This window comes from Acidiphilium iwatense (assembly GCF_021556475.1).
In the GTDB taxonomy this organism is placed as follows: Bacteria; Pseudomonadota; Alphaproteobacteria; order Acetobacterales; family Acetobacteraceae; genus Acidiphilium; species Acidiphilium iwatense.
The window spans coordinates 1-24,560 of the sequence record NZ_JAKGBZ010000032.1 but is presented as its reverse complement, the minus strand read 5'-3'; the positions used below and the strand labels follow the sequence as shown (position 1 = coordinate 24,560).

The window sequence follows — 24,560 nt, the reverse complement described above, 5'->3', positions numbered from 1 at the left end:
ATCTCATCCAAAAAGACGAATCTGCGGAAAAATCTGCGGCAACATCGATTCAGGCATGAGGATTTATCAGAGATTCTCGAGCTGGTTGTTGGATTTCGCTAAGGTCGTCCAGATTTTGCCTCTTGGTTTCCGGCGCTAACAACAGGCATATCACGAGCCCCGCGAATGACGCGGCAACGAACAGCCACAGCGCTTTCTGCAGTCCCCAGGAGTGCACCAGACCTGGAAATACCAGAATGGAGAGAATCGCCCCGACCCGGCTGACGGAAGTGGCAAATCCCGCAGCGCTTGCGCGCAACCCGGTTGGGAAGACTTCCGTTGCATAGACGAAATCCAACACGCCTGGTCCCATATTAGCGAACAGGGTTGCCAAACCGAACAGCACGACTAAAACTGCCAGTACCGGCTTAGGTACCAAGGCCAGCACGACGACCAGGAGCGTCAGGCCGGCAAAAGCGAAAATGATCAGCGGCCGGCGCCCCCAGCGATCGACCAATGCAACGCCGATCATTGCACCAACGAGACCCAGCAGTGAAACGATGGCTGAACCTAGATAGGCCGCACCGCTCGATCCAAGGCTGAACGCCTTTAGAATTGTGGGCGTATAAATGGCGATCCCATAAAAAGCCACATCATAACAGAACCAGAACCCCGAGACGAAAACCGTCATGCGGAGCACAGGCTTGTAAAACATCTCGATCCAGCCGTGACTCGAGATATTCGGCACGGAAACCTGGGCGGCACCCAGATGGCGCAGAACCGCGTTCGCCTCGTCAATGCGCCCACGGGACGCGAACCAGCGCGGCGATTCTGGGATTGTCGCGCGGAAAAAGATCACAATGAGAGCAATGATCGCGCCAATGCCCAACATCCAGCGCCAGGCATCTGGGCCTAATGGCAGCAGCAGGTAGCCTGCGATATAGGCGCACATCGCGCCGAAAAACCATGTCGCTCCCAGCAATGCCACGAACATGCCGCGGGTTTTCGCCGGCACGAACTCGGCCAGGAGGGTCGTGGAGATCGGGTAATCCGCCCCGATGCCGATGCCAAGCAGAAAGCGGAAGATCAGCAATTCCCAAATGTTCTGCGATAGAGCCGTCAAAGCGGCAAATACGACAAAGAAAACCAGATCGAACATATACATGGCCTTGCGGCCGAGCCGGTCGGTCAGATGGCCGAAGATGAGCGAGCCAACAAGCATCCCGAAGATCGCGGAGGCGGCGACCACGCCAATTAAATCTGGCGGTATCGACCATTGTCTGATGAGAAATGGAAGCGCGACCGCGATAACGGTGAGATCAAAGCCATCCAGGAATACCCCGGCTGCCGAGAGAATCGTGATCCTGCGATGAAACGACCGGAGTTCCGCGGACTCAAGGATATCGAAAGCCATGCAACATCCCCTTCCTTTGCCATAACGCTGCGCCAAGCATCTCAGTCCGGCGCCCCCAGCACCGTCGACGATCAGGAGATCGATCGGCGCACTCGTGCGCGGCGTTTCGTTCGAATGCGAATAAAGCCGGGTTCGGAAAATCTCGCGCCGCATCGTTTGCCCGAAGCCGCGTAAAGATATTCAAATTTTGCAATATGATAAGAATGCCGCATGGCGATTTCCCCCGATTATCGTTGCTGGCAATCTAACACGGAGCCGTGATGTTCGCAAGCGAAAATTAAATCACCAGAAAAAGCTCTATTTCGCACATGCAGCATGAGGAATTCAGCGAATTCGTGCCGGTTTGGGTTTGCATCCGCGTCGGACGCGCGCCATTGTCATGCAAATTTCGCGGCGGAGTCACCGCCGCGTGCCGTGCAAGGGAGAAGTCATCTGTCCGATCGTTCCGCCAATGCCACAAGACTCACCGAGATCGTCGCCCTGGTCGGCTCGCGCGGGTTTCAGACCATCGATTCGCTCGCGCAGCATTTCGACGTGACGGTGCAGACCATCCGGCGCGACCTCAACGCGCTCGCCGCCGAAGGCAAGATCAGCCGGTATCGCGGCGGCGCCGGCCTGCCGTCCAGCATCGAGAACATGGAGTACGAGCGCCGCAAGGTGGTGCATCTCGCCGCCAAGCAGCGGATCGCCGCCATGGCGGCGTGCGACGTGCCGGACCACGCCTCGCTGTTCATCAATATCGGCTCGACTACCGAGCAGGTCGCGCGCGCCCTGCTCGATCACACGCATCTGAGGATCATCACCAATAATTTGAACGTCGCGCGGATCATGAGCGAGAATCCCGATTTCCGCATCGTGGTGACCGGCGGGACGGTGCGCAACCGCGACGGCGGCATCACCGGACAGGCGACGCGCGACATGCTTGACCAGTTCCGCGCCGATCTCGGCATTATCGGCATCTCCGGGATCGACGCCGATGGCGGGCTGTACGATTACGACATGGACGAGGTGATCTGTTCGCAAGCGATCATCCGCAACGCGCGGCGGGTGCTTCTGGTCACCGACCATTCGAAATTTGGCCGGCCCGCGCTGATGCGGGTGGGCAATCTCGCGCAGATCGCGGCACTCTATACCGATCTGCCGCCGCCGGCGCCGATCGCGGCCCTGATCGCGAGCCTCGGCGTCGAACTGCATATCGCACCGGAAGGAGAGGATGGCGCTACAGCGCGTCATCCGGCATAATCCCCTCCATGGATGCGATGACCGAAACGCCGCCGCTGCTCCTTACGCGCGATGCGCGCGGCGCGGTGCGGCTCACGCTCAACCGGCCGGATGCGCTCAACGCCCTGTCGGAGGCGCTGCTCGATGCGCTGCAGGATACGATCGGCGCGATCGGCGCGGACGAAGCGGCGCGGCTGGTGATTATCGAGGGCGCCGGGCGGGCCTTCTGCGCCGGGCACGACCTGCGCGAGATGATGGCGCTGCCCGATCCGGCGGCACAGCGCGCGCTGTTCGCCAAATGCAGCCGGGTCATGCTGTCGCTGCAGCACCTGCCGGTGCCGGTGATCGCGCGGGTCCACGGCATCGCGACGGCGGCCGGCTGCCAACTGGTCGCGACCTGCGACCTCGCGATCGCGGCGGAAAGCGCGCGCTTCGCGGTCTCCGGCGTCAATCTCGGCCTGTTCTGCGCGACGCCGAGTGTCGCACTCGCGCGCAACGTGCCACGCAAGGCGGTGCTCGAGATGCTGTTCACCGGCGGGATGATCGGCGCGCGCGAGGCGGAGCGGCGGTTCCTGATCAACCGCGCGGTGCCGGACGGCGAACTTGACGATGCGGTCGAGCATCTCGTGACGAATATTCTCGCCAAGCCGCGCGCGGCGCTGGCGATCGGCAAGGCGCAGTTCTACCGCCAGACCGAGCAGGGCGTGGAAGCGGCTTACGCGACGGCGAGCGAGGCGATGGCGTGCAACCTGGCCGAACCCTCGGCGCGGCAGGGCATCGGCGCCTTCATCGGCCGGAACAAACCCCGATGACCGATCTGCCGCTGAAGGACAGCGTGGCCCTGGTGACCGGGGCGAGCCGCGGTCTCGGGGCGGCGACCGCGATCGAACTCGCGCGGCTGGGCGCGCATGTGGTGATCGCGGCGCGCGACGATGCCGGCCTCGCCGCGACCGACGACATCATCCGCGCGGCGGGTGGCGATGCCACGCTGCTGCCCGCCGACCTCACCAAGGGGGACGTGACCGACGCGATCGGCCCCAGCCTGTACGAGCGGTTCGGCCGGCTGGATATCCTGGTTCACGCGGCCTCCGCGCTGGGCGCGCTGACCCCGGCGAGCCACATCATGGAGGATCAGTGGGAGCCGGCCTTCGGCATCAACGCGACCGCGACCTGGCGGCTGATCCGCACCACCGAGCCGATGCTGCGCGCGGCACCGAACGGGCGGGCGGTGGTTCTGACCCATGCGGTCGCGGCATCGCCGCGCGCCTATTGGGGCAGTTTCGGCGCAAGCATGGCGGCGCGGCAGAATCTCGTGCTGTCCTGGGCCGCCGAGCTGAAGAAAACCGCGCTGCGGGTCAATCTGTTCGATCCGGTGCGCGCGGCGACCGCCCTGCGCGCCGCGGCCTATCCCGGCGAAGACCCCACAAGCCTGCCGCAACCCGCCGATATTGCGCCCGCCATCACGGCACTCTGTCTGCCGGCGGAAACCCGCCACGGCGCGATCGTGGTGTGGCAGGGCACGTAGCTGGCGGTCAGACGGTCGATAGCACCGCAGGGGCCAAGGCGGCCGATCGGGCGGCGGGGTGCGCGGGGTTGCGGAACCGCATAGCGCTTTCGGCGCCGGCTTCCCGGCACAGCTCGAACCGCGACGCGCAGGTGATCGCAACGACCGAACGGGCCGCGGGGTCGGTCAGGAACTGCCGCGCCTCGCCTTCGAGCGTGAGGTGTTCGCGCAACAGCCGCCATTCGAGCCGGTCGGTATCCTCGATGAACATGGCGAGAATGCCGGGACGGGTTCCGGTGAGCCTTGCCGGGGCGATGGCGGCGAGGCGTCGTCGCATCGCGGTCGCGACCTCGTTCTCGCTGCCCGCGCGTGCCGCGAGGACGAGAACGCCCCGGCCGCCGCCGGTGACCGCCAATTGCGCTTCCGGCCCGAATTCCTGGCGCAAGCCGCTCATCAGCCCGTTCTCGTCCGCCTGGGCGGCGGTGAGCATCAACGGGTCGAGCCGCAGCACCGCGGCCTCGTCGTAATCGGCGCGGCGCGAGGCCGACAGCATCGCATTGATCCGCTGGTGCAACTCGGCGAGCGCGGCCGCGCCGCCATCCTCGCCGCTATCGCGCAACCCGTTGGGCAGGGTCATTTTCAGCAGATAGCGGCCCGGATGCGCCGCGAGCCAGGTCTGCAGATCGGGGTCGATCCGGTCGATCAGGCGCATCCAGGCGGCGCGGCGCACGAAGCGTCCCGCCTCGGCGGAGAACGTGTCGCAGGCGATTTCCGCGCTCGCCCCCTCGCGGGCGATCAGCAGGTCGAACGGGGCGCCGTCCTCGAACCCGGCGTAGCGCACCGAAAATCCCGCCGCTTCGTGCAGCATGGCGGTACGGTGCAGATGCAGCAGCGGAATGATCGTCGCATCGCCGTCGAGCGCTGTGGCCAAAGCGGCGCGAAAGCGCACCTTGCCCGAAGCGACGAGGCCGGCATCGAGCGCGGCGAGGTTGGCGACACGGGTGGCGAGCAGCGCCTCGTCGGCGGAGAGACCGAGGCCACGCCGGGCTTTTTCCAGTGCGAACTCGGCGGCGTGGCGCTGGGCGAGCAGCCTGCCGTAGCGCGGGCTGCCGGCGACCCTGGCGTGCAGAAGCGCGATCCGCCCGGCCCAGCATTTCTCCCCCGCGAGGGAGAGAAAGGCCGGGATCGTCCTGGCGTCCGGGCCTTGTGGCACCGACATATTCATGATCCGTATATACTACGGCGCGGGGCGCTCCGGCGAGCAATTCGGCGTGACGGGCAGCCGCCCGGACGGCGCGGGGTCGCCGCATTGGGCGCGATGACGAAGCAGATGATCGGCCAGCACGCAGGCCATCATCGCCTCGCCGACCGGCACCGCGCGGATGCCGACGCAGGGGTCGTGCCGCCCCTTGGTCTGCACCATGATCTCGGCGCCGACCGCATCGACGCTCGCGACTTCGGTGAGGATCGAACTGGTCGGCTTGACCGCGAAGCGCACGACGATCGGCTGGCCGGTCGAAATCCCGCCGAGAACGCCGCCGGCGTGATTGGCGAGGAAGCGCACCGTGCCGTCCTGGTTCATCCGCATTTCATCGGCGTTCTGCTCGCCGCGCAGGCTGGCGGCGGCAAATCCGTCGCCGATTTCGACGCCCTTGACCGCGTTGATGCCCATCATTGCGCCGGCGAGATCGGCGTCGAGCTTGGCATAGACCGGCGCGCCGAGGCCCGGCGGCGCGCCAACGGCTTCGATTTCCACCACCGCGCCGAGCGACGATCCGTCGCGCCTGACCTTGTCGAGTTCATCGGCCCAATGCGCCGCCGCGACCGGGTCGGGGCAGAAGAAATCGTTGCGTTCGACCTCGGCCCAGTCGAACCGGGCGCGATCGATCGGGTGCGGCCCCATTTGCACCAGGGCGCCGCGAATCGTCACGCCATCGCCGAGGATTTTCCGCGCGATCGCCCCGGCGGCGACGCGCATCGCGGTTTCCCGCGCCGAGGAGCGGCCGCCGCCGCGCGGATCGCGAATGCCGTATTTCCAGAGATAGGCGATGTCGGCGTGGCCGGGGCGGAACTGGTCGGCGATATTGGCATAGTCCTTCGAGCGCTGATCGACATTCTCGATCGTCAGCGCGATCGGCGTGCCGGTGGTCATCCCCTCGAACACGCCGGACAGGATTTTTATCGTATCGGGTTCGCGCCTCTGGGTGGTGAAGCGCGACTGGCCGGGCCGGCGGCGGTCGAGAAACGGCTGGATATCCGCCTCGGACAGCGCAATCCGCGGCGGCACGCCGTCGACCACGCAGCCGATCGCCGGCCCATGGCTCTCGCCCCAGGTGGTCACGCGGAACAAATGGCCGAAACTGTTATGCGACATGCCGGTTTATAGGCGTGGCACAGGCATTCCGCCAAGCATCCGGCGGTCCCGGATCATCAATCCGGCGGCGAGGACGAGGGCGGCGAGCGCCAGGGCGCAGGCGAGCCGGGTGAGGCGCGGACGATAGAAGAACACCACGCGGCTGCGCCCGGCCGGCAGCATCACCGACTGGAACAAGGGGCCGGCATGGGCGATCGGCACGGGTTTGCCGCCGATGCGCGCGTGCCAGCCGCCGAACCACGCCTCGCGCCGAATCAGTCGGGTTGGTGCCGGGCAATCGGCGGTGACGCGGTTCCAGCCCGCGCCGGCCAGGGTGCAGCCTTGTGCTGTATAAAACGGGCTGACCCCGGCGAGGCTATAGATCCGCATCACCTGGTCGCGATAGACGAGGCGCGGCGCCGGTTGGGGCAGTGGTGTCGAAAAGCCGAGGCGCGGCGCGGTGATCGGCGGCGATTTGCCGTCCGCAGCGATTCGCCCGGTCCAGAACGCCACGCCGCTGCCGGAAGGATGGCGAAACCGGTAGCGCAATGCTGTTCCCGGCGGGATATCCAGCACGTGATCGAGATGGATCGGCAGATACGCATCGTCCGACGCGCGATCCAGCGATGCCGCGCCGTGCGCGCAATCGGTCCCGGCGCAAAGTGTCGCGAGCAAGGGGCCGCGCGCGGCACCGTCATAGGTGCCGATCAGGACCGAAACGACCGCGATCCGGCGCAGCCGCACCAGGCCGGCCGGCAATCCGCCGTGAATCTCGGTGGCGCCCTGCACGTTGATCGCGCGAATCGTGGCCGGATCGAGGCGCAGATGCTCGGTATCGCGGAACGGGTTGTCGCCCGGCGGGGCGAGCACGTATTTTACGCCGAGCGCCTGATAGGCCGGGATATGGCGGCGCAGCGCCGCCGTCTGATCGGCGATGGTGGAAAACAATTTCCAGCCGAGATGACTCTGGCCGTAGGCGATCCAGTTCGCCGCGACCGGCAATTGATTGCTGTTGATCGAGGCGATTCGGGATGAAGCCGGATAGTTCGGGCCAAACGGCAGCAGGGTGAAAAACCGCGCCAGCCCCTGGTGTTGCGCCAGGAACGTAACGCCGCCGCGCTCCAGCCGGCCCGACCACGCGGCGGAGAACTGGCCGGAGGCCAACGCCGCCGTCGCGTCGCCCAGGGCCAGAACCGCGAGGATCAGCCGCGCCGCCCGCGCCGGCCGCGCGGCGAGCAGGAGGAGAACCGAAGCGGCGCAGGCGAGTTCGGCAAAGCAGGCGATCATGCCGAAATTCAACAGGTCTGGGCTGGCACGGTACCAGGCGCGCAGTGCCGGCAAAGCGGGCCACACCGACACCGCGACGATCAGGCCGAGCAGTGCTCCGGCGCCAAGCACCGCCCGCCTTGGCAGCGCGCCGTCCCGTTGCCAGCGATCCAGCGCGAGTCCGGCCATGACCAGGAGCGCGAGATCCATCGCCGGGCTTGCGAAGCGGATCGCGTCGCTCGCGCCGACGAAGGGGATCAGGTTCACCAGGAACCGCACCGGCGCGACGCCGCGCAGCCGCAGCGCCCAGACCAGCACGTATCCGGCCAGAACCAGGACGAGGCCGCGATGCCGGGTGCGGCACGTCAGCGCGGCGCTGGCGAGGCCGAGCGCGACCACGCCGAACCAGGTGCCGAGCTGGGACCAGGCGATGCCGAGGGTTTCGCCGTAGGGTGGCACCAGCGACGCCGGCGCGGGGGCCGCGATCGGTCCGTAAATGAACGGCAGGACTGGCAAGGGCAGGCCGGAATACGGAACCGCGATCCGTGCGAAGAATCCGCCATGCGGCCCGAGAAAGGACACCGCGACATAATGCAGGAACGGAATCAGCAGCGGCGCCGCGAAAGCCAGTCCGAGCCCGGCGCCGAGGGCGATCTTTCCGGCGAACCGCCAGCGATCGGCGCCGAGCAGAACGGCATGGCGCAGCGTCCAGACCGCGGCGAGCAGCCCGCCGAAATAGGCGATCTCGGGATAGCCGGCATAGAGCATGGCCGCGAGCGAAGCGGCGATCCCGCCCCAGCCGAGCGGGGTTCGGGCCTCGGCCGCGCGCGCGGCACGCTCGATCCCGAGCAGCAGAAGCGGCATGAACGGCAGCGGCCCGGCGGCGTGCGGGACCATGAAAAACGTGCCGCTCAGCGCATAGAGCGCCCCCGCCGCGAAGGCGGCGAAGCGGGTCGCGCCGAGTTCGAGCAGCAGGGCGTAGAGCGCCACACCGCTCAGGCCCTGCAGCACCAGCCGCAGGATCAGCCAGCCATGGGCGAGGCGCAGCAGCAGAACGAAGGGCAGAAAGAACGAGAGAGTCTGCATTTCGGCGGCCAGAGGCATGCCGATGCCGGTATAGGGGTTCCACCAGGGGATGATGCCGGCGAGCCAGTCCTTGGCGGACAGCATGCCCTGCGCCTCGGTGATCAGGCCGATCGTCGGGTCGAACCAGGTCGGCGAGCCGGGCCAGGGGCCGAGCCGCAGATGAGTGGCCAGCGAGGAGAAGAACAGCGCCGGGTCGGCGTGCATCACGCCGGCGATCAGCAGGAGATTGGCAAGGCACGGCAGCGCCGCGAAGCCGAGCAGCGGCCAGAAGTGGCGGCGCAGGGCGGCGACCATCTAATCGCGCAGCCGGGCCATCAGCAGGGAATCGACCAACAGGCCCCCGCGCAATGCATAGGCGCGCTGCCGGCCTTCCTCGACGAAGCCGAATTTTTCGTAAAGCGCGATCGCGCGGCCGTTATCGGCGAACACGCAGAGTTCGATCCGCTTGAGGCCGAGCCAGTTATCGGCGAGGTCGGTCAGCGCGCCGAGCAGCGCGGCGCCGACGCCTCTGCCCTGCCAGGGATCGGCGACCATCATGCCGAGTCCTGCCGCGTGGGCGCGGCGCTCGGCGTAGCGATCGAGGCTGGCCGAGCCGATCGGCGCGCCCTCGGCCTCGGCGACGATAAAATGATTGTTCGGGCCGAGTTTGGCGAGATAGGCCTCGCTCGCTTCGACGCGGCCGAACGGCAGCGCCAGCGTGCCCCAGCGCACGCCGGGCAGGTTGCGGATCGCGCACAGCCCGGCGGCGTCATCCTGCCGAGCGGCGCGCAGGGAAAACGGCTTGCCGGTCGTTTCGCTCATCGACCGCTGCTATCATCCCCCGAGCCGACCGTCCATTCCGCCCAGCAGCGTTTCGGTTGGGGGGGGCGTGCCGGCTGGGCCTTGAAGCTGGTAAAAGTAGCACCAGCGTAGCACGTAGCGACCGCACAAACCCTATACCCGTCGCCTCTCATGTCATATCAGGGACCCGATCACCGCGACGCGGTTTAAGAATTTGGGACGTTCGATGGCACTGATTGGTAATTTTAGGCTCATTCCCCCCGCAGATTGGCTCTTCCCAAATCATGGCGATGTTGCGGACGCTCGCCGGCGCGCGGACCTATGGTTTCATCAACACAACACCTATGACGGTGCCGAGAGAGTCATTGAGGAGTTCATTCGTCAATGGGCGCTTGAAAGCCTCATCTCCAAGTACGGCTACCCTCGCGATTGGCTTGGCGAGAGGCTTATCATCGAGGAGCCCGTCAAAATGGGCTCTACGGAAAAACAGGCTGATATCTCAATTCGGAATGCGACTCGTCGAACGTTTCTATACGTCGAGGTGAAGAAGCGGGGGGCCACTGACGACGAGTTCATAGAGGCAGAACGGCAGCTAGAGACGTACCTTGCCTCGACACACACAGCTACGATCGGGCTCGTTACCGACGGCGACCGCGTGCGCACGCTTCGGAAAAAGATCGATCCAAACGACTTCGAATACATCGCAGACTTACCCACCTACGGCCTTGAGGCTGCCGTTCGTGTGCAATTCATTCGCGAGTTGCCGGAGGTCGGGTCCGGCCGGACCACCGGACTTCGACCTATCTCGGCTGAGTATGAGAGAAAGCTGTTCGAATGTCACAGCACAGCACGAGACATTGATGGGCTACACGCAGATGAGGCGTTAGATGAGATATGCAAGGTTCTCTACACTAAGATTTACGATGAGCGGCATACGACAAAGCAAGCCGTAGGAACGCCATTTTGCTTTCAAACGTACGGCGCAAGTAACGCGTCGGAGGTTGCCTCTAATATCCGCATCCTCTACGAGGAAGCTCGGAATACCGATCTTGAGGTATATTCACAAAGAATTCCGGGATATGAGCGGTCGCGTGGCGTCTTCAAGACTCAGATTAGGCTGAGCGATACGGCGTTGTACAATATTGTCGATCGGCTTCAGGAGTTTTCGCTAATTGATAGTGCGGCAGATATCAAAGGCCGTGCATTTCAGCGCGTTCTAGGCCCTGCCATCCGGGCTGGTATGGGCCAATACTTTACGCCTGATCCAATTGTTATGCTCGCTGTCGATGCGATAAAACCGCGCGCAGATGAATTGATTCTTGATCCGTTTTGTGGATCGGGCCATTTTCTTACTAAGGCCTTGCAATACGTGATGGCAAATCAGGGAGCAACGCTCACTGCTCACGCGATTCACGAATTCAAGTTCTTTCATTTACATGGCATTGAGAAATCCGACCGGATGGTACGGATCGCCATGACGGATATGCTTTTGAACGACGACGGCCATACAAACATCCGCAACCAAGATGCGCTACTTAGTTTCGACAACTACCCCGATATAACAGCGTTGGGTAACGGCGAGCCGGCGGTATTTGACGTAGTACTAACAAACCCGCCGTTTGGTAGCATTATGAAACAAGAAACTTTGGCCATGCTAGGTCGCTTTGACCTTGGGCACAAGAAGAAGTCTCTTCCGCTAGAAGTTCTTGGCTTGGAGCGCAGTATCCAGTTCTTAAAGCCGGGTGGTAGGCTTGCCATCGTTCTACCTGAACACCTTACGAAAGGGAAAAGCGGATCATTTGTACGTGACTGGTTGTACGGATGTGCGCATTTAAGAGGCATTTTCTTCTTTCCCGAAGATGCTTTCACCCCGTACGGTGCGATGGTAAAAACATGCCTGTGCATCCTCGAGAAGCGTCGCGTGGGAGATGCCGAGCGAGAGGAGGATGTCTTCCTGTGCGAAGTGGAGAACCTCGGGTACGACGCCACCGGGCGGGCAAAATCTGGAACAGAAATAGCGGATGCGGCTGCTGCATTCCGCGATCATGTGGGTTGGTGATATGAAGGTGGTGAAGCTTGCGCGAGACGCGCTCAAGGCTGCGGGACGCTGGGACATCGATTTTCATCTTCCTTCAGAGGGCATTCGACAATTTCGAAAGGATGCGTTGCGCCGGGTCGATACGCTTGCGGACGTAGCGATTGAGAAACGCGATCCAACTTCGAATCCAGAAATGATGTTCCAATACATAGATATCGCGAGCGTCGATGTTACGACGGGCTCCATTGTTTCTCCGCAGGAACTGCTCGGCGAGGAAGCGCCCTCGCGGGCACGAAAAGTTGTGAGCGCCTTCGACATCATCGTCTCGACATGCAGACCGACGCGAGGGGCAATAGCGGTTGTTCCTGTCGAATTGCACAATCAGATCGCATCAACCGCCTTCACCGTTATCCGGCCGAAGCCAGGTATCAATCCGTACTATCTGTACTTCGCTCTCCGACTGCCAAGTACATTGGAGCAATTTAGGAAGTGGAGTACGGGCTCAAGCTATCCGGCGATCCTCGACGATGATGTACGGAAAACACTCGTGCCGATGGTCGGGCAGGTAGAACAGGATGCGATTGCCGACGAGGTGATGCGGGCATTTCGTGAACGATCCGAAGCCATAAGGCTCGCTAATGATCGTTGGAATGATACGCTCGCACGTCTCGCGGAGCAGATTGCCGCGCAGGTTCAACACCAGCAGCCGGCTGAATCGGACTTCTCCCTTGATATGATCGAGCGACTTCGGGAAAACCTTCCTGCCCTTACGTTCGATGTACCACAGCGCAAGGGGCGTGCATCGGGTAACGATCAGCCAGACCTTCTGGCGGTTGCCTAAATGGCCGACATGCTGCCTGGGTGCTACTCGTCGGAGGCTTCCGTCCCCCCGGACTACTCCGCAAACCCCAGCGCATCGCGCAGGGCGGCGATCATCGCGTCGGCCAGCGCCTCGGGCGTGCCGGTTTCGGTGCGGAGATGGAATTCCGGCGCCTCGGGCGGTTCATACGGGCTGTCGATTCCGGTGAAATTGCGAATCTGCCCGGCATCGGCCTTGCGATACAAACCCTTCGGATCGCGCTGACGGCAGATTTCGATCGGCGTATCGACGAACACCTCGTGGAACAGGCCGGGTTCGACCAGTTCGCGCGCCATCCGCCGCTCCGCCCGGAACGGCGAGATGAAACTGACCAGAACGATCAGCCCGGCATCGGCGAACAGTTTCGCCACCTCGGCGACCCGGCGGATGTTCTCCACCCGATCGGCGTCGGTGAAGCCGAGATCGCGGTTCAGCCCGTGGCGGACATTGTCGCCGTCGAGCAGATAGGTGTGCGCGCCGAGCAGATGCAGCTTGGCCTCGACCAGATTGGCGATGGTCGATTTGCCGGCGCCCGACAGCCCGGTGAACCAGAGAATCGCCGGGCGGTGCCGGTTGCGCGCCTCGCGCGCGGCGCGGTCGATGGTCAGCGCCTGACGGTGGATGTTGGTCGCGCGGCCCAGCGGATGGCGCACCATGCCGGCGGCGACCGTTGCGTTGGTCAGCCGGTCGATCAGGATAAAGCCGCCGGTGCGGCGGTTGCCGGTATAGGGGTCGAAGGCGACCGGGACCGACAGCGCCATGTTCACTGCGGCGACCTCGTTCAGCGCCAGGCTGTCGGCGGCAAGATGGTCGAAATTGTTGACGTTGACCTTGTGCTTGATTTTCGACACGACGCCCGAGACCGTCGCGGTGCCGATCCGCACCACATAGGGCCGGCCCGGCAGCAGCGGCGCCTCGGCCATCCAGACGATATCGGCGGCGAACTGGTCGGCGACCTCGGGCCGTGCCTCGGGGGCGGCGAGCAGATCGCCGCGCGAGATGTCGATCTCGTCGTCCAGGGTCAGCGTCACCGCATCGCCGGCGCGCGCGGCCGCGCGGTCGCCATCGGCGGTGACGATGCGGGCGACGCGGCTCGTCCGGCCCGACGCCGCGACAATGACCGGATCGCCCGTGCTGATCGCGCCGCCCGCGATGGTGCCGGCATAGCCGCGGAACGAGGCATCCGGCCGGTTGACCCATTGCACCGGCAGGCGGAACGGCCCGGATGCCGCGATGCCCGGCTCGATGCGTTCGAGATGCTCGAGCAGCGTCGGGCCGTCATACCAGCCCATGCGCGCGCTGCGATGTACCACATTATCGCCGTGCCGGGCGGAGAGCGGGATCGGGGCGATCGTCTCGAAATGGAATTGCTCGGCGAGGCTCGCGAAGTCGCGCGCGATCGCTTCGAACCGCGCCTGATCGAAGCCGATCAGGTCGATCTTGTTCACCGCCAGAACCACGTGACGGATGCCCAAAAGATCGGCGATGAAGGCGTGGCGGCGGGTCTGGGTCAGCAGCCCCTGGCTGGCGTCGACCAGCAGGATCGCGAGTTGCGCGGTGGAGGCGCCGGTCGCCATGTTGCGGGTATATTGCTCGTGGCCGGGCGTGTCGGCGATGATGAATTTGCGGCGCGGTGTGGCCATGAACCGATAGGCGACATCGATGGTGATGCCCTGCTCGCGCTCGGCCTCCAGCCCATCGACCAGGAGAGAAAAGTCGATATTGGCGCCGTCGGTGCCGAATTTTTTCGAGTCGCGTTCGAGCGCCGCACGCTGATCGTCGGGGATGTTGTCGGTATCGAACAGCAGCCGGCCGATCAGCGTCGATTTGCCGTCATCGACCGAGCCGCAGGTCAGCAGGCGCAGCAGCGAGCGGGCGGACCCAGGTTGGGCGGGCGGGAGGCGCATGTCGTTCATCAGAAGTAACCCTCCCGCTTCTTCTTTTCCATCGCCGCCGAATCGTCATGGTCGATCAGCCGGCCCTGGCGTTCGGACAGGCGCGAGGCGCGCATCTCGGCGAGCACCGCGCCGAGGGTTTCGGCGTCCGATTCGATCGCGGCGGTCAGCGGGTAGCAGCCGAGGGTGCGGAACCGCACGGTGCGGAGCTGCGGCACCTCGCCGGGCAGGAGCAGCAGGCGGTCGTCATCCGCCATGATGAGCTGGCCGCCGCGCTCCACCACCGGGCGCGGTTTCGCGAAATAGAGCGGCACCACCGGGATGTTCTCTCTCGCGATGTAATTCCACACATCGGCCTCGGTCCAGTTCGACAGCGGAAACACCCGCATGGTCTGGCCGGGGGCGAGGCGCGTGTTGAACAAGGTCCAGAGTTCCGGCCGCTGCGCTTTCGGGTCCCAGCCATGATGCGCGCTGCGCACCGAGAAAATCCGCTCCTTGGCGCGGGATTTTTCCTCGTCGCGGCGTGCGCCGCCGAACGCCGCGTCGAATTTCAGATCGTCGAGCGCCGATTTCAGCGGCTCGGTCTTCATGATCTGAGTATAGGTCGAGGCGGAATAGTTGAACGGGTCAACTCCGCGCGCCGCCGCCTCGCCGTTGGTGCGCACGATCAGTTCGAGGCCGAGGCGCTTTACCGTCGCGTCGCGGAACGCGATCATTTCGCGGAATTTCCAGCCGGTATCGACATGCAGCAGGCTGAAGGGCGGCTTGGCGGGGTAGAACGCCTTCATCGCCAGATGCAGCATGACCGATGAGTCCTTGCCGATCGAATAGAGCATCACCGGATTGCGGAATCCCGCGACCGCCTCGCGGATGATTTCGATGCTCTCGGCTTCGAGGGCGGCAAGATCGGCGCTCTCGCCGGCAATTCCGGCTTCAGTCCTGGAGTCGGCGAGCAAATTCATGGCAATCCCGCGATTAGGGTGTGTACCCAATGGCGCCGCGACAGGCGGCGACAGCCACGCCGTGAAAACAGAAATGTCCCCGGCTCGCAAGAGCCGGGGAAAATTTTGGCACAATAAGGCGTTTTTAGCCGCGTTATAGAGAAAGTTTTTTCAATTTTCGCCAAAATAAAAAATTATTTTTTGGCGCCCGGCTTGGGCAGCGGCACCGCGACGAAGATCGCCTGATTGCCGCGCATCACCCGGAGCGCGATCGCCTTGGCCTTTTGTGTCTCGGCCTTGTGGATCGCATCGACCGCCTGGTTCGGATTGGCGATCGCGGAGCTGCCGACGCCGACGATCACGTCGCCCGAGCGCAGCCCGGCCTCGTCCGCCGGGGAGTTCGGCGTGACATGCGCGACCAGGGCGCCGGTGCTGCTCATCGGCATGTTGAGCTGCTGGCGGTCGGTCTCGGTCAGCGGCGCCAGGGTCAGGCCGAGTTCCGGCTTCTTCGCCACCGTGCTGCTGGTGCTGTTATTGCCGCCCTGATTGAACGCCGCCTGAGCGTTGGCCGGCATTTTCTCGACCGTGATGGTGACGTCGTGCGGCTTGCCGTCGCGCAGATAGCTGACATGCGCGGTATTGCCCGGCTTGATGTCGGAAATCGCGAGAGCGAGATCGCGCGGATCGGTCACGGCCTTGCCGTCGACCTTGGTGATCACGTCGCCGGGCTTGATTCCCGCCTTCGCCGCCGGGCTGTTCGGCTCGGTCGCGGCGATCAGCGCGCCCTTTGCCTTGCCGTCCTTGGTCTTGATGCCCATCGCCTGCGCCATTTCCGGGCTGATGAGCTGCACCTGAACGCCGATGAAGCCGCGGGTGACATGACCGCTCTTGATCAGGTCGGCCGTGATGCGCTTGACCATGTCGGACGGGATCGAGAAGCCGATGCCGACCGAGCCGCCGGTCGGCGTCAGGATCGCGGTATTCACCCCGATTACCTCGCCCTTCTGGTTCAGCAGGGGGCCGCCGGAATTGCCCTCGTTGATCGGCGCGTCGACCTGGATGAAGCTGTCGTACTCGCCATCGCCGATATCGCGGCCGAGTGCGGAGACCACGCCGGTCGTCACGGTTTCGGCGAGGCCGAACGGGTTGCCGATCGCGATTACCCATTGGCCGGGCACGACTTTCGCCGAATCGCCGAGTTCGAGATAGGGGAACGGCTTCGCCCGCGTCACCTTCAGTACCGCGAGATCGGTATTGGGGTCGGTGCCGACCACCTTGGCCGGCAGACGCTCACCGTCCGACAGGGTGACGAACACCGATTTGGCGTGTTTGACCACGTGGTTGTTGGTGACGAGATAGCCTTTCGGGCTGATGAAGAAGCCCGAACCCTTGGCCTCGACCGCCTGCTGCTGTTGGGGATTCGGAAACGGAAACGGGAACGGGAAGGGCATGCCCTGAGGCCCCTGCATCTGGCCCTGGGCGTTGACCGCGTTCTGCACCTTGAGATGCACCGTGACCGACACCACCGCCGGCTTCACGTCCTTGACCAGCGGCGCGAAGCTCGGAATCGGCTTGAAATCTTGCTGGACTTTGGCGGTCGCGTTGAGCGACTGATCGCCGGCGAGAGCCGGACGCAGCGAAACGGCGGCAAGCGCGGTTCCGGCGAGCAGCACGGCGGAGAGGGCCGCGATGCGCTGCGGCCGGCGTCGTGCGACGAAGACTGTCATTCAGCTTTTCCTTTGTTTTTGGCCGGCGGTACCGGCCGGGGAGGGATCGCGTCGGCTCCGATCGCGGGCCGGATGAGCCTGACGGCTCGGCCGTCCTGCCGCGACGAACGGTGATGTTGCATCATCGGCAGGTTCGGCACAATTGTTTCGCCAGTCTGCATCATTCGCGTTACGGATCGATTTACCTCGCTCGCGATAGAGGGACGATTCTAAACGCGGGCAAGGGTCTGCGATGAAACTCGTTTCATCCGCGCACATCCACAAGCACCAACTCGGTTTCTTCGGCCCCGGCCTCGATCACGATCGCGCGTTCGCCGCTGACCGCGACGCCATCACGTGACGACGCGTCCACACCATCGCGTGACGATGCGTCCGCGTTTCTGACCGAAATCGAGCCGGTTGCCGCGACCAGATAGGCGGCTCGGCCCGGCGCCATGTCGTAGGTTGCCCGCTCGCCGGGGGCGAGGCGCGCCGCGAGCACGGCGGCGTCGGCATAGAGCGGCAGGGCGCCAAGTTCGGCATCGCCGGGCCGCCCGCCCGCCAGCACCTGCAGGCCCGATCCCGCCATGCGCGGGAATTCCCGGCTCGCCCAGCCGGGTTCGACCCCGGTGCGGTCCGGCACGATCCAGATCTGGAACAGCCGCGTGGGTTCGGCTTCCCTGTTGTATTCGGCATGGACGATGCCGGTGCCCGCGTGCATCACCTGCACGTCGCCCGCGCGCGTCACCCCCTCGTTGCCGAGATTGTCGCGATGGGTGATCGCGCCCTGCCGGATGAAGGTGATGATTTCCATGTCGCGGTGCGGGTGCGGGTCGAATCCGGCACTGGGCGCGATTTCGTCGTCGTTCCAGACGCGCAAGCTCCCCCAGCCCATCCGGCCGCGGTCATGATACTGGCCGAAGCTGAAGTGATGATGCGCGTTCAGCCAGTCGTTGCGAAACCGTCCGATGCCCTCGAAGGGGCGCAGTTCGATCATGGAGAGATCTCCTGATAAGCGCGAAGTTGCGCTGTTATAGTTCGATATCAAACTATATAGCGCGAGGCTCTTCCGATTCAATCTCCCGCCGCACCCTTCCCGAGCCGGCGCAGCAGCCGGTCGAGTTCCGCCAGCTCCACGCCGGTTACCCCCGCCATCGCGGCGGCGATATCCTCGGCGTGGCCGGGGAACAGACCCTCGATGAAGGCGCGGCCGGAGTCGGTCAGCACCACCCGCACGCTGCGCCGGTCTTCCTTGCAGGCGACCCGCTCGACCAACCCGCGCCGGGCGAGCTTGTCGATCACGTCGGTCAGATTGCCGGGGCTGGTGAGCAGTTTGCGCGTCAGGTCGCGCTGGGTGAGCGGGCCGAGATGCAGGACCGCCTCGAGCACGCCGAGTTGGGTATGGGTCAGCCCGGCCTCGGCAAGGCGCGGCAGGGTGCGCGCGACCACGGCGCGGCTGGCGCGCAGCAGCTTCACATAGGCCCGCACCGCCGCGATGGTCGCCGCATCCTCGACGCCGTACATCACACCATCACGAATTCATCGGTTCATCAGCACGGCGGTCGTGGCGTGTTCCAGCACGTGGCGCGTCACGCCGCCCAGGATGAGCTGGCGCAGGCGCGAATGCGAATAGGCGCCCATCGCAAGCAGGTCGGCGCCGTACTCGGTCACCGCGGCGAGCAACCCGGCGCCGACGCTGCGGTCGATCGCGCGGAATGCGGCGATTTCGGCGGCGATGCCGTGCAGTTCCAGGAATCCAGCCAGCCGGTCGGCCCCCGGCCCCTGGCGCTGATAGTCCTCGGAGTGGAAAATCCGCACCTGTTCGGCCTCGGCGAGCCAGGGCAGCACCGAGGCGACGGCGGACGCGCTCTCCGCCGTGCCGTTCCAGGCGATGGCGATGCGCGCGCCGATCGTCTCCGGCACGCCCGCCGGCGCGATCAGCGCGGGCCGGCCGGAATCGAACAGCACGGCGTGCAGCGCGTCGGCGGAGGCGACCTCCTCGGCGGATTTCGGGTGCGGCACCACGATCAGATCGGACAACCGCGCCTCGCCGGCGACCAGTTCCTCCTCGCGGCCGATCACCGATTCGAAGCGCGCGCTGGAGGCGCGCACCGCACCGTCCGCGGCGCGGACCGGCGCGCCGACCGCGATGCCGCGCGCGCCGGTTTCCGCCTCGAACAGGGCGGCGAGCGCGCGAGCCTCGGAATGGCCCTCCTTCTCGGTGCTCGCCATCATCTCCTCGATCATCGCGCCGGACAGACCCTCGCCGGCCAGCGGGGCGACGTCGCGCGTGTCGGTGCGGACGTGAAACGCATGGACATGGGCACCCCAGCGCCCGGCCAGCATCAGCGCGGTGCTCAGGGCGCCGCGCGCCGAGGCGACGCCGGCCAGCGGCAGCAGGATTTTCCGTATCGCCATGATCAAGTCCCCCGAAAACGAACGCGTGATCGACTTAAAGTCGTCACGCTCTAATACATCGAAGAAAGGACGGTGCGCAGCCGTTTCAACTCCTCGAGCGCGCGGCCGGTCCCCATGGCGACGCATTGCAGCGGGTCTTCCGCGATCACCACGGGAAGGCCGGTCGATTCGCGCAGCACGTCGTCCAGCCGGTGCAGCAGCGCGCCGCCGCCGGTGAGCACGATGCCCTTATCGACGATATCGGCGGCGAGTTCGGGCGGCGTGTTCTCGAGCGCCACCTTCACCGCCTCGATGATCTGGCTGACCGGCTCGACCAGGCTTTCGGCGATCTGCGCCTGGCTGACCGTCACTTCGCGCGGCACGCCGTTGATCAGGTCGCGGCCCTTGACCTCGCGCAGCGGGCCGGGAGCCTTGGGGTCGGCCCAGGCGGCGCCGATATCGAGCTTGATCTTTTCCGCCGAGGATTCGCCGATCAGCAGGTTATGGTTACGCCTGATATAGGAAATGATCGCCTCGTCCATCTTGTCGCCGCCGACCCGCACCGACCGCGAATAGACGATGCCGCCGAGCGAGATCACCGCGACCTCGGTGGTGCCGCCGCCGACATCGACGACCATCGAGCCCGACGGCTCGGTCACCGGCAAGCCGGCCCCGATCGCGGCCGCCATTGGCTCCTCGATCAGCAGCACCTTGCGCGCCCCGGCGCTCTCCGCACTTTCCTGGATCGCCCGGCGTTCCACCGCGGTCGAGCCGGAAGGGACGCAGACGATGATCATCGGCGAGGCGAAGCCCCGCCGGTTATGCACCTTGCGGATGAAATGCTTGATCATTTCCTCCGCCACCTCGAAATCCGCGATCACTCCGTCGCGCAGCGGCCGGATCGCCGAGATATTGCCGGGGGTGCGGCCGAGCATGTGCTTGGCTTCCTCGCCGACCGCCAGCACCTGCTTACGGCCCTTGACCTCGGCGATCGCGACGACCGAGGGTTCGTCGAGCACGATTCCGCGGCCCTTGACATAGACAAGCGTGTTGGCAGTACCCAAATCAATGGCCATGTCGGCGGACATGAGCCCGAGAAGCCGAGAGAACATGGAATCCTTTCTGCGCAGCGTCGGCGAAACCAGAGGAAAGCGATATCTTCCGTCTGGCGGCGGCACGGGCGAAGAGTCAAGGTGGCGAAAGCGAACGGAAGCACCGTACGGCACGGCGCATCCGTCCGATTAGCCGCTAGTGTCCCGATTTGGAAGTTCGTCAGGGTTGGCGAAGGCGGTCTACGAACTTGCAAATCGAGTAGGACACTAGCAAGCCTTTGATTTTAGTGTGGTTTATGATTCTGAAATTCCTAAAACCGCTGCCTCACTCAGGCACGTAGGAATTTCAGAACCGCCACACTAGTGTCGCGATTTAGAAGCTCGTTCGTGCCGGCCGGCTGCCATGATCCCGCCATATCCTCGCCGTGACAATGCCGACATGATCCGGCAATCGTGATGCAAAGAACGAGACGTTATCAGGCCGATTCAGAAGGAGAACAAGTATGACACGCGCTACCTCACGCAAGCTTCTCACCCCCGCCTTGCTCGCGGGCCTGGCACTCAGCCTCGCCGCCTGCGGCTATACGCCAGGGTCGCGCGCCCTGTCCGGCGGCGCGATCGGCGCCGGCACCGGTGCCATTATCGGCGCCGCGACCGGCGGTTCGCCGGCGATGGGTGCTTTGATCGGCGGCGGCGTCGGCGCGCTCGGCGGCGCGCTGACCAACCCGAACACCGTCAATCTTGGTCCCGCGCCGTAAACCGCGATCGATCATAGAGGACTTGAAAGGGAGGCTTCGGCCTCCCTTTTTTAGAGCGCTTTCAGGCTGACCGTAACCAGCTAGCTTGAAAGCGCTCTAATTGTTTGTTTTTGCGAGAAATTTTATCAGATCTGATTGGCTCTCTGATTCAATCAGATCTGATAAAATTGCTCTAGGCTCTCTCGCACAGGGACGCCCCATGCCGCTCGGCCAGATGATCGTGTTCACCGTGATCGGCGGCAGCCTCGTCCTGTTTCTGACCGGCCTGATCCGTTACGATCTGGTTGCCGTGCTGGCACTGATGGTGCTTGCGGTCAGCCACGTGCTCAAGGCGAAGCAGGTGTTCACCGGCTTCGCCAATCCGGCGGTGATCACGATCGCGTCGGTGCTGGTGATGGGCCACGCGCTCTGGCAGTCCGGCGTGGTCGATTTCATCGCCAAGTGGCTCGGCCGTGCCGCCAGATCGCCGGGCAGCCAGATGGTCGCGCTGACCGGCACGGAAGCGCTGTGTTCGGCGCTGATCAACGATACCGGCGCTCTTGGCGTATTCATGCCGGTCGCGATTCAGCTTGCCCGCAAATCAGAAACCAGCCCGTCGCGGTTTCTGATGCCGCTTTCGTTCAGCGCGTTTCTCGGCGGCATGACCACGCTGATCGGCACCCCGCCGAACATCATCATCGCCGCCTATCGCGGCCAGCTCGGCCACGGCAATTTCACCATGTTCTCGTTCACCCCGGTGGGGGCGGGCGTCGCCGTGGCGGGGCTGGTCTTCATGGCGCTGGCGAGCCGGTTTCTGGTGCCCGAGCGCCAGAGCGGCAAGGGCGAGGACGAGCATTACGGCATCGCCAAATATCTCACCGAGGCCGAAATCGACAAGGACAGCCCTTTCGCCGGCAAGACGCTCGGCGAGCTGGAAGCCAAGGTCGAGGCGGACTTCGCCGTGGTCGGGCTGGTGCGCGGCGACGACCGCAGGCTCGCCCCGCGCCCCCATCAGCGTCTTGCCGCCGGCGATCGGCTGGTGATCGAGGCGGGTGCCGACAACCTCACTGCCCTGCTCGACGCCGCCAAGCTCACCCTGGCCGAGGATAAGGAGATCGAGGACGATTTCCTGAAATCGAAAGATATCGAGGTGGTGGAATGCATCGTCCAGCCCGGCTCCCGGCTGGTCGGGCGTTCCGCCCGGTCGCTCGGGCTGCGCCGCCGGTATGGCGTCAACCTGCTGGCGGTCGCCCGGCACGGCGAACGCATCAAGGGACGTTATTCCGACATCCCGCTTGTGGCCGGCGACGTTCTGCTGCTCCAGGGCGATGCCGATACGCTGGACGAGGTGATGACGCGGCTCGACTGCCTACCGCTCGCCGAACGCGACATCCGGCTCGGGAAGCCGACTCGCATCGTCACCGCCCTGGGCATTTTCGCCGCCGCGATTGTCCTCGCCGCGACCAATGCGCTGGCGACCGACGTGGCGTTTACCTGCGGCGCGCTGGCGATGGTGCTGGCGCGGCTGATCTCGGTGCGCGACATCTATGACGCGATCGAATGGCCGGTGATCATCCTGCTCGGCGCGATTATTCCGGTGGGGCAGGCGCTGCAACAGACCGGCGGTGCCAAGACGATCGCCGGCCTGTTCGTCGCGCTCGCCCATCATATGCCGCCCTTCGGCATCATCGCGGTGATGCTGCTGGGCACGCTGCTGTTGTCGAACGCGGTGAATCACGCGGCGACCGCCGTGCTGATGGCGCCGGTCGCGGCAGGGGTCGCGCACGGGATGCATGTCGGGGTCGATCCGCTGCTGATGGCGGTCGCGGTCGGCGCCTCGGCGCCGATGCTGATCCCGACCGGCCATCCATGCAACGTGCTGGTGATGGGGCCGGGCGGCTACAAATTCAGCGACTACTGGCGGCTCGGCCTGCCGCTCAGCCTGGTGGTGATGGCGGTGGCCGTGCCGCTGATCATGCTGGTCTGGCCGCTGCATCGTTAGAGCGTATCAGCCGGTAATGTCCCTTACGAGAATTAGGGTATCCTCGCCGCGGAACGATGTGATCGGGCCGGCGACGAAACCGGCCTTCTCCGCGACGCGTATCGATGCGCGATGATTAGGGTCTGTGAGGCAGACAGTCCTGCGGTAAGGAGTTTCATGGTCGAGCCATGCGAGCGCGACGCCGAGGGCTTCGCTCGCGAAACCTTGACCATGCGCCCACGATGCCAGGGCCCACCCCGCTTCGGGAATACCGTTTATCGAGGGTTCAATCGGCCGGTGGAAATCCGCAAACCCGATATCGCCGATGAAGCGTCCAGTCTGCTTTTCCTGTATTGCCCAATACCCGTATCCGAGCAGCGGCCACAGACCGGAATAGGTGACAAGCCGCATCCAGGATTCGGTGCGGCTTGAGGGTTTGCCGGAAATATGCTTGACGACCTCGGGATCGGCCCATATCGTCGCCAGCTCCTCGAAATCACTCCGCTCGTGCGGTCGGAGAACCAGCCGACTGGTTTCGAGCATGACTGGCCTTCCGGCATCATTCATGGCAGGCATCTTCCGATGCTCCCGCGATGACAGCTTGGTGGCCATCGCGGGTGGAGCAAAAGATCAGCCGGTGATCTCGATCCCGGCGAAGAAAAAGGAAATTTCCTGGGCGGCGGTATCGGCGGCATCCGAGCCGTGCACCGAGTTCGCCTCGATATCCTCGGCGAATTCCGCCCGGATCGTGCCGGCATCGGCTTTTTTCGGATCGGTGGCGCCCATGATCTCGCGGTTCTTCGCGACCGCATCCTCGCCCTCGAGCACCTGGGCGACCACCGGGCCGGAGGTCATGAACGACACCAGACCGCCGAAGAACGGCCGCTCCCTGTGAACCGCATAAAACGCCTCGGCCTGCGCCTGGGTGAGCCGGAGCCGCTTCTGGGCGACGATGCGCAGCCCGGCCGCCTCGAACTTGGCGTTGATCCGCCCGGTCAGGTTGCGGCGGGTCGCGTCGGGCTTGATGATCGACAAAGTGTGTTCGGTGGCCATGCTTGGTCTCTTTTCAGTTGGTAAAGAATTGCGGGCGGCCATAGCCGCACCGTGCGGGGTGGGCAAGCCCCGCCCTCTGCGATAGCTAGCCAGTGCGGTGGTTCTGAAATTCCCAACATGCCCGCGGCGGCAATTTTGGGAATTTCAGAACCACCGCACTGAAATCAAATGTTTGCTAGGGTGTGTCGTCATTTGACCGGGGGGATTCCGGCGCGACCGTTTTCCTGATTCATAGCAGATCAGCATTCCGAAAGGCTGATTGATGGGGCGTTATGGGCTGAGGGCTGACCAATGGGAG

The 24,560-nt window shown here is 64.5% G+C and carries 21 protein-coding genes; 7 read left to right on the top strand and 14 right to left on the bottom strand.

All coding sequences use genetic code 11. From position 1 onward, the window contains the following. Positions 1 to 49: 49 nt before the first annotated feature. Positions 50 to 1,546: an MFS transporter gene (locus tag L2A60_RS14420; RefSeq protein ID WP_235705144.1), complete on the bottom strand. Its 1,497-nt coding sequence runs from the start codon at positions 1,544 to 1,546 to the stop codon at positions 50 to 52. Between the two features lie 261 nt (positions 1,547 to 1,807). Here L2A60_RS14420 and L2A60_RS14415 point away from each other — a divergent pair, with 261 nt between their 5' ends. The 3 genes from L2A60_RS14415 to L2A60_RS14405 are packed head-to-tail and all read left to right on the top strand — an operon-like array spanning position 1,808 to position 4,139. Next, positions 1,808 to 2,635, top strand: coding sequence for a DeoR/GlpR family DNA-binding transcription regulator (locus tag L2A60_RS14415; protein WP_407932559.1), 828 nt, complete (start codon positions 1,808 to 1,810; stop codon positions 2,633 to 2,635). Between the two features lie 8 nt (positions 2,636 to 2,643). Beyond that, positions 2,644 to 3,426 (top strand): enoyl-CoA hydratase, encoded by a 783-nt coding sequence (locus tag L2A60_RS14410; protein ID WP_235705143.1) that lies wholly within the window; start codon positions 2,644 to 2,646, stop codon positions 3,424 to 3,426. Next, positions 3,423 to 4,139 carry an SDR family NAD(P)-dependent oxidoreductase gene (locus L2A60_RS14405; protein WP_235705142.1) on the top strand — a complete coding sequence of 239 codons (717 nt, stop codon included), beginning with the start codon at positions 3,423 to 3,425 and terminating at the stop codon, positions 4,137 to 4,139. Before L2A60_RS14410 ends, L2A60_RS14405 begins: the two co-directional genes overlap by 4 nt. 7 nt (positions 4,140 to 4,146) lie before the next feature. Here the strand turns inward: L2A60_RS14405 and L2A60_RS14400 are convergent, their stop codons facing one another. From L2A60_RS14400 to L2A60_RS14385, 4 genes are read right to left on the bottom strand one after another with little or no spacing between them, the layout of a single operon-like run. After that, positions 4,147 to 5,337 (bottom strand): hypothetical protein, encoded by a 1,191-nt coding sequence (locus tag L2A60_RS14400; protein WP_235705141.1) that lies wholly within the window; start codon positions 5,335 to 5,337, stop codon positions 4,147 to 4,149. Positions 5,338 to 5,355: 18 nt separating this feature from the next. Next, a complete protein-coding gene (gene aroC, locus L2A60_RS14395) occupies positions 5,356 to 6,492 on the bottom strand; it encodes a chorismate synthase (protein ID WP_235705140.1) in 1,137 nt (378 codons plus the stop codon). Between the two features lie 6 nt (positions 6,493 to 6,498). Beyond that, positions 6,499 to 9,117, bottom strand: a complete 2,619-nt coding sequence (locus L2A60_RS14390; protein ID WP_235705139.1) for a YfhO family protein — start codon at positions 9,115 to 9,117, stop codon at positions 6,499 to 6,501. Next, on the bottom strand, positions 9,118 to 9,624 hold the full coding sequence (locus L2A60_RS14385; protein WP_235705138.1) for a GNAT family N-acetyltransferase: 507 nt from the start codon (positions 9,622 to 9,624) through the stop codon (positions 9,118 to 9,120). It lies immediately after the preceding gene. Between the two features lie 205 nt (positions 9,625 to 9,829). Here L2A60_RS14385 and L2A60_RS14380 point away from each other — a divergent pair, with 205 nt between their 5' ends. Together L2A60_RS14380 and L2A60_RS14375 are read left to right on the top strand one after the other, a co-directional pair. Next, positions 9,830 to 11,662, top strand: a complete 1,833-nt coding sequence (locus L2A60_RS14380) for a restriction endonuclease subunit M (RefSeq protein WP_235705137.1) — start codon at positions 9,830 to 9,832, stop codon at positions 11,660 to 11,662. After that, entirely contained in the window at positions 11,625 to 12,482 is an 858-nt protein-coding gene (locus L2A60_RS14375; RefSeq protein ID WP_235705136.1) for a restriction endonuclease subunit S, read from the top strand. The genes L2A60_RS14380 and L2A60_RS14375 overlap by 38 nt, the downstream gene beginning before the upstream one ends. A gap of 53 nt (positions 12,483 to 12,535) precedes the next feature. Here the strand turns inward: L2A60_RS14375 and cysN are convergent, their stop codons facing one another. The 7 genes from cysN to L2A60_RS14340 all read right to left on the bottom strand — a co-directional run bounded on the left by cysN (position 12,536) and on the right by L2A60_RS14340 (position 20,551). Next, positions 12,536 to 14,416 carry a sulfate adenylyltransferase subunit CysN gene (cysN, locus tag L2A60_RS14370; RefSeq protein WP_235705135.1) on the bottom strand — a complete coding sequence of 627 codons (1,881 nt, stop codon included), beginning with the start codon at positions 14,414 to 14,416 and terminating at the stop codon, positions 12,536 to 12,538. After that, on the bottom strand, positions 14,416 to 15,357 hold the full coding sequence (cysD, locus tag L2A60_RS14365; RefSeq protein ID WP_235705134.1) for a sulfate adenylyltransferase subunit CysD: 942 nt from the start codon (positions 15,355 to 15,357) through the stop codon (positions 14,416 to 14,418). Before cysD ends, cysN begins: the two co-directional genes overlap by 1 nt. 173 nt (positions 15,358 to 15,530) lie before the next feature. Continuing rightward, the gene (locus tag L2A60_RS14360; RefSeq protein WP_235705133.1) at positions 15,531 to 17,063 is read right to left on the bottom strand and encodes a Do family serine endopeptidase; all 1,533 of its coding nucleotides are present in this window, start codon (positions 17,061 to 17,063) and stop codon (positions 15,531 to 15,533) included. 244 nt (positions 17,064 to 17,307) lie between these two features. Continuing rightward, positions 17,308 to 18,039, bottom strand: coding sequence for a pirin family protein (locus L2A60_RS14355; RefSeq protein WP_235705131.1), 732 nt, complete (start codon positions 18,037 to 18,039; stop codon positions 17,308 to 17,310). Between the two features lie 77 nt (positions 18,040 to 18,116). Further along, a complete protein-coding gene (locus L2A60_RS14350; RefSeq protein ID WP_235705129.1) occupies positions 18,117 to 18,566 on the bottom strand; it encodes a MarR family winged helix-turn-helix transcriptional regulator in 450 nt (149 codons plus the stop codon). A gap of 15 nt (positions 18,567 to 18,581) precedes the next feature. Further along, positions 18,582 to 19,460 (bottom strand): universal stress protein, encoded by an 879-nt coding sequence (locus tag L2A60_RS14345; RefSeq protein WP_235705127.1) that lies wholly within the window; start codon positions 19,458 to 19,460, stop codon positions 18,582 to 18,584. 50 nt (positions 19,461 to 19,510) lie between these two features. Beyond that, positions 19,511 to 20,551, bottom strand: coding sequence for a rod shape-determining protein (locus tag L2A60_RS14340; RefSeq protein WP_235705125.1), 1,041 nt, complete (start codon positions 20,549 to 20,551; stop codon positions 19,511 to 19,513). Between the two features lie 443 nt (positions 20,552 to 20,994). On the opposite strand from L2A60_RS14340, the gene L2A60_RS14335 reads away from it, so the two are divergent. Together L2A60_RS14335 and L2A60_RS14330 are read left to right on the top strand one after the other, a co-directional pair. Next, the gene (locus L2A60_RS14335) at positions 20,995 to 21,249 is read left to right on the top strand and encodes a YMGG-like glycine zipper-containing protein (protein ID WP_235705124.1); all 255 of its coding nucleotides are present in this window, start codon (positions 20,995 to 20,997) and stop codon (positions 21,247 to 21,249) included. A gap of 199 nt (positions 21,250 to 21,448) precedes the next feature. Next, positions 21,449 to 23,230 (top strand): SLC13 family permease, encoded by a 1,782-nt coding sequence (locus L2A60_RS14330; RefSeq protein WP_235705123.1) that lies wholly within the window; start codon positions 21,449 to 21,451, stop codon positions 23,228 to 23,230. Positions 23,231 to 23,236: 6 nt separating this feature from the next. Here L2A60_RS14330 and L2A60_RS14325 read toward each other — a convergent pair whose 3' ends face one another. Both L2A60_RS14325 and ndk read right to left on the bottom strand, forming a co-directional pair. Further along, on the bottom strand, positions 23,237 to 23,821 hold the full coding sequence (locus L2A60_RS14325) for a GNAT family N-acetyltransferase (RefSeq protein WP_235705122.1): 585 nt from the start codon (positions 23,819 to 23,821) through the stop codon (positions 23,237 to 23,239). Between the two features lie 18 nt (positions 23,822 to 23,839). Continuing rightward, complete coding sequence (gene ndk / locus L2A60_RS14320) at positions 23,840 to 24,262, bottom strand: nucleoside-diphosphate kinase (RefSeq protein ID WP_235705121.1); 423 nt, start codon at positions 24,260 to 24,262, stop codon at positions 23,840 to 23,842. Positions 24,263 to 24,560 lie beyond the last annotated feature (298 nt).

Coding starts and splice junctions, on each gene's coding strand:
- L2A60_RS14385 (WP_235705138.1), bottom strand. CDS start 9,624: ATGAGCGAAACGACCGGCAAGCCGTTTTCCCTGCGCGCCGCTCGGCAG.
- cysN (WP_235705135.1), bottom strand. CDS start 14,416: ATGAACGACATGCGCCTCCCGCCCGCCCAACCTGGGTCCGCCCGCTCG.
- L2A60_RS14400 (WP_235705141.1), bottom strand. CDS start 5,337: ATGTCGGTGCCACAAGGCCCGGACGCCAGGACGATCCCGGCCTTTCTC.
- ndk (WP_235705121.1), bottom strand. CDS start 24,262: ATGGCCACCGAACACACTTTGTCGATCATCAAGCCCGACGCGACCCGC.
- L2A60_RS14335 (WP_235705124.1), top strand. CDS start 20,995: ATGACACGCGCTACCTCACGCAAGCTTCTCACCCCCGCCTTGCTCGCG.
- L2A60_RS14380 (WP_235705137.1), top strand. CDS start 9,830: ATGGCACTGATTGGTAATTTTAGGCTCATTCCCCCCGCAGATTGGCTC.
- L2A60_RS14325 (WP_235705122.1), bottom strand. CDS start 23,821: ATGGCCACCAAGCTGTCATCGCGGGAGCATCGGAAGATGCCTGCCATG.
- L2A60_RS14355 (WP_235705131.1), bottom strand. CDS start 18,039: ATGATCGAACTGCGCCCCTTCGAGGGCATCGGACGGTTTCGCAACGAC.
- L2A60_RS14375 (WP_235705136.1), top strand. CDS start 11,625: ATGCGGCTGCTGCATTCCGCGATCATGTGGGTTGGTGATATGAAGGTG.
- L2A60_RS14360 (WP_235705133.1), bottom strand. CDS start 17,063: ATGACAGTCTTCGTCGCACGACGCCGGCCGCAGCGCATCGCGGCCCTC.
- aroC (WP_235705140.1), bottom strand. CDS start 6,492: ATGTCGCATAACAGTTTCGGCCATTTGTTCCGCGTGACCACCTGGGGC.
- L2A60_RS14390 (WP_235705139.1), bottom strand. CDS start 9,117: ATGGTCGCCGCCCTGCGCCGCCACTTCTGGCCGCTGCTCGGCTTCGCG.
- L2A60_RS14350 (WP_235705129.1), bottom strand. CDS start 18,566: ATGTACGGCGTCGAGGATGCGGCGACCATCGCGGCGGTGCGGGCCTAT.
- L2A60_RS14345 (WP_235705127.1), bottom strand. CDS start 19,460: ATGGCGATACGGAAAATCCTGCTGCCGCTGGCCGGCGTCGCCTCGGCG.
- L2A60_RS14420 (WP_235705144.1), bottom strand. CDS start 1,546: ATGCGGCGCGAGATTTTCCGAACCCGGCTTTATTCGCATTCGAACGAA.
- L2A60_RS14340 (WP_235705125.1), bottom strand. CDS start 20,551: ATGTTCTCTCGGCTTCTCGGGCTCATGTCCGCCGACATGGCCATTGAT.
- L2A60_RS14410 (WP_235705143.1), top strand. CDS start 2,644: ATGGATGCGATGACCGAAACGCCGCCGCTGCTCCTTACGCGCGATGCG.
- L2A60_RS14405 (WP_235705142.1), top strand. CDS start 3,423: ATGACCGATCTGCCGCTGAAGGACAGCGTGGCCCTGGTGACCGGGGCG.
- L2A60_RS14330 (WP_235705123.1), top strand. CDS start 21,449: ATGCCGCTCGGCCAGATGATCGTGTTCACCGTGATCGGCGGCAGCCTC.
- cysD (WP_235705134.1), bottom strand. CDS start 15,357: ATGAATTTGCTCGCCGACTCCAGGACTGAAGCCGGAATTGCCGGCGAG.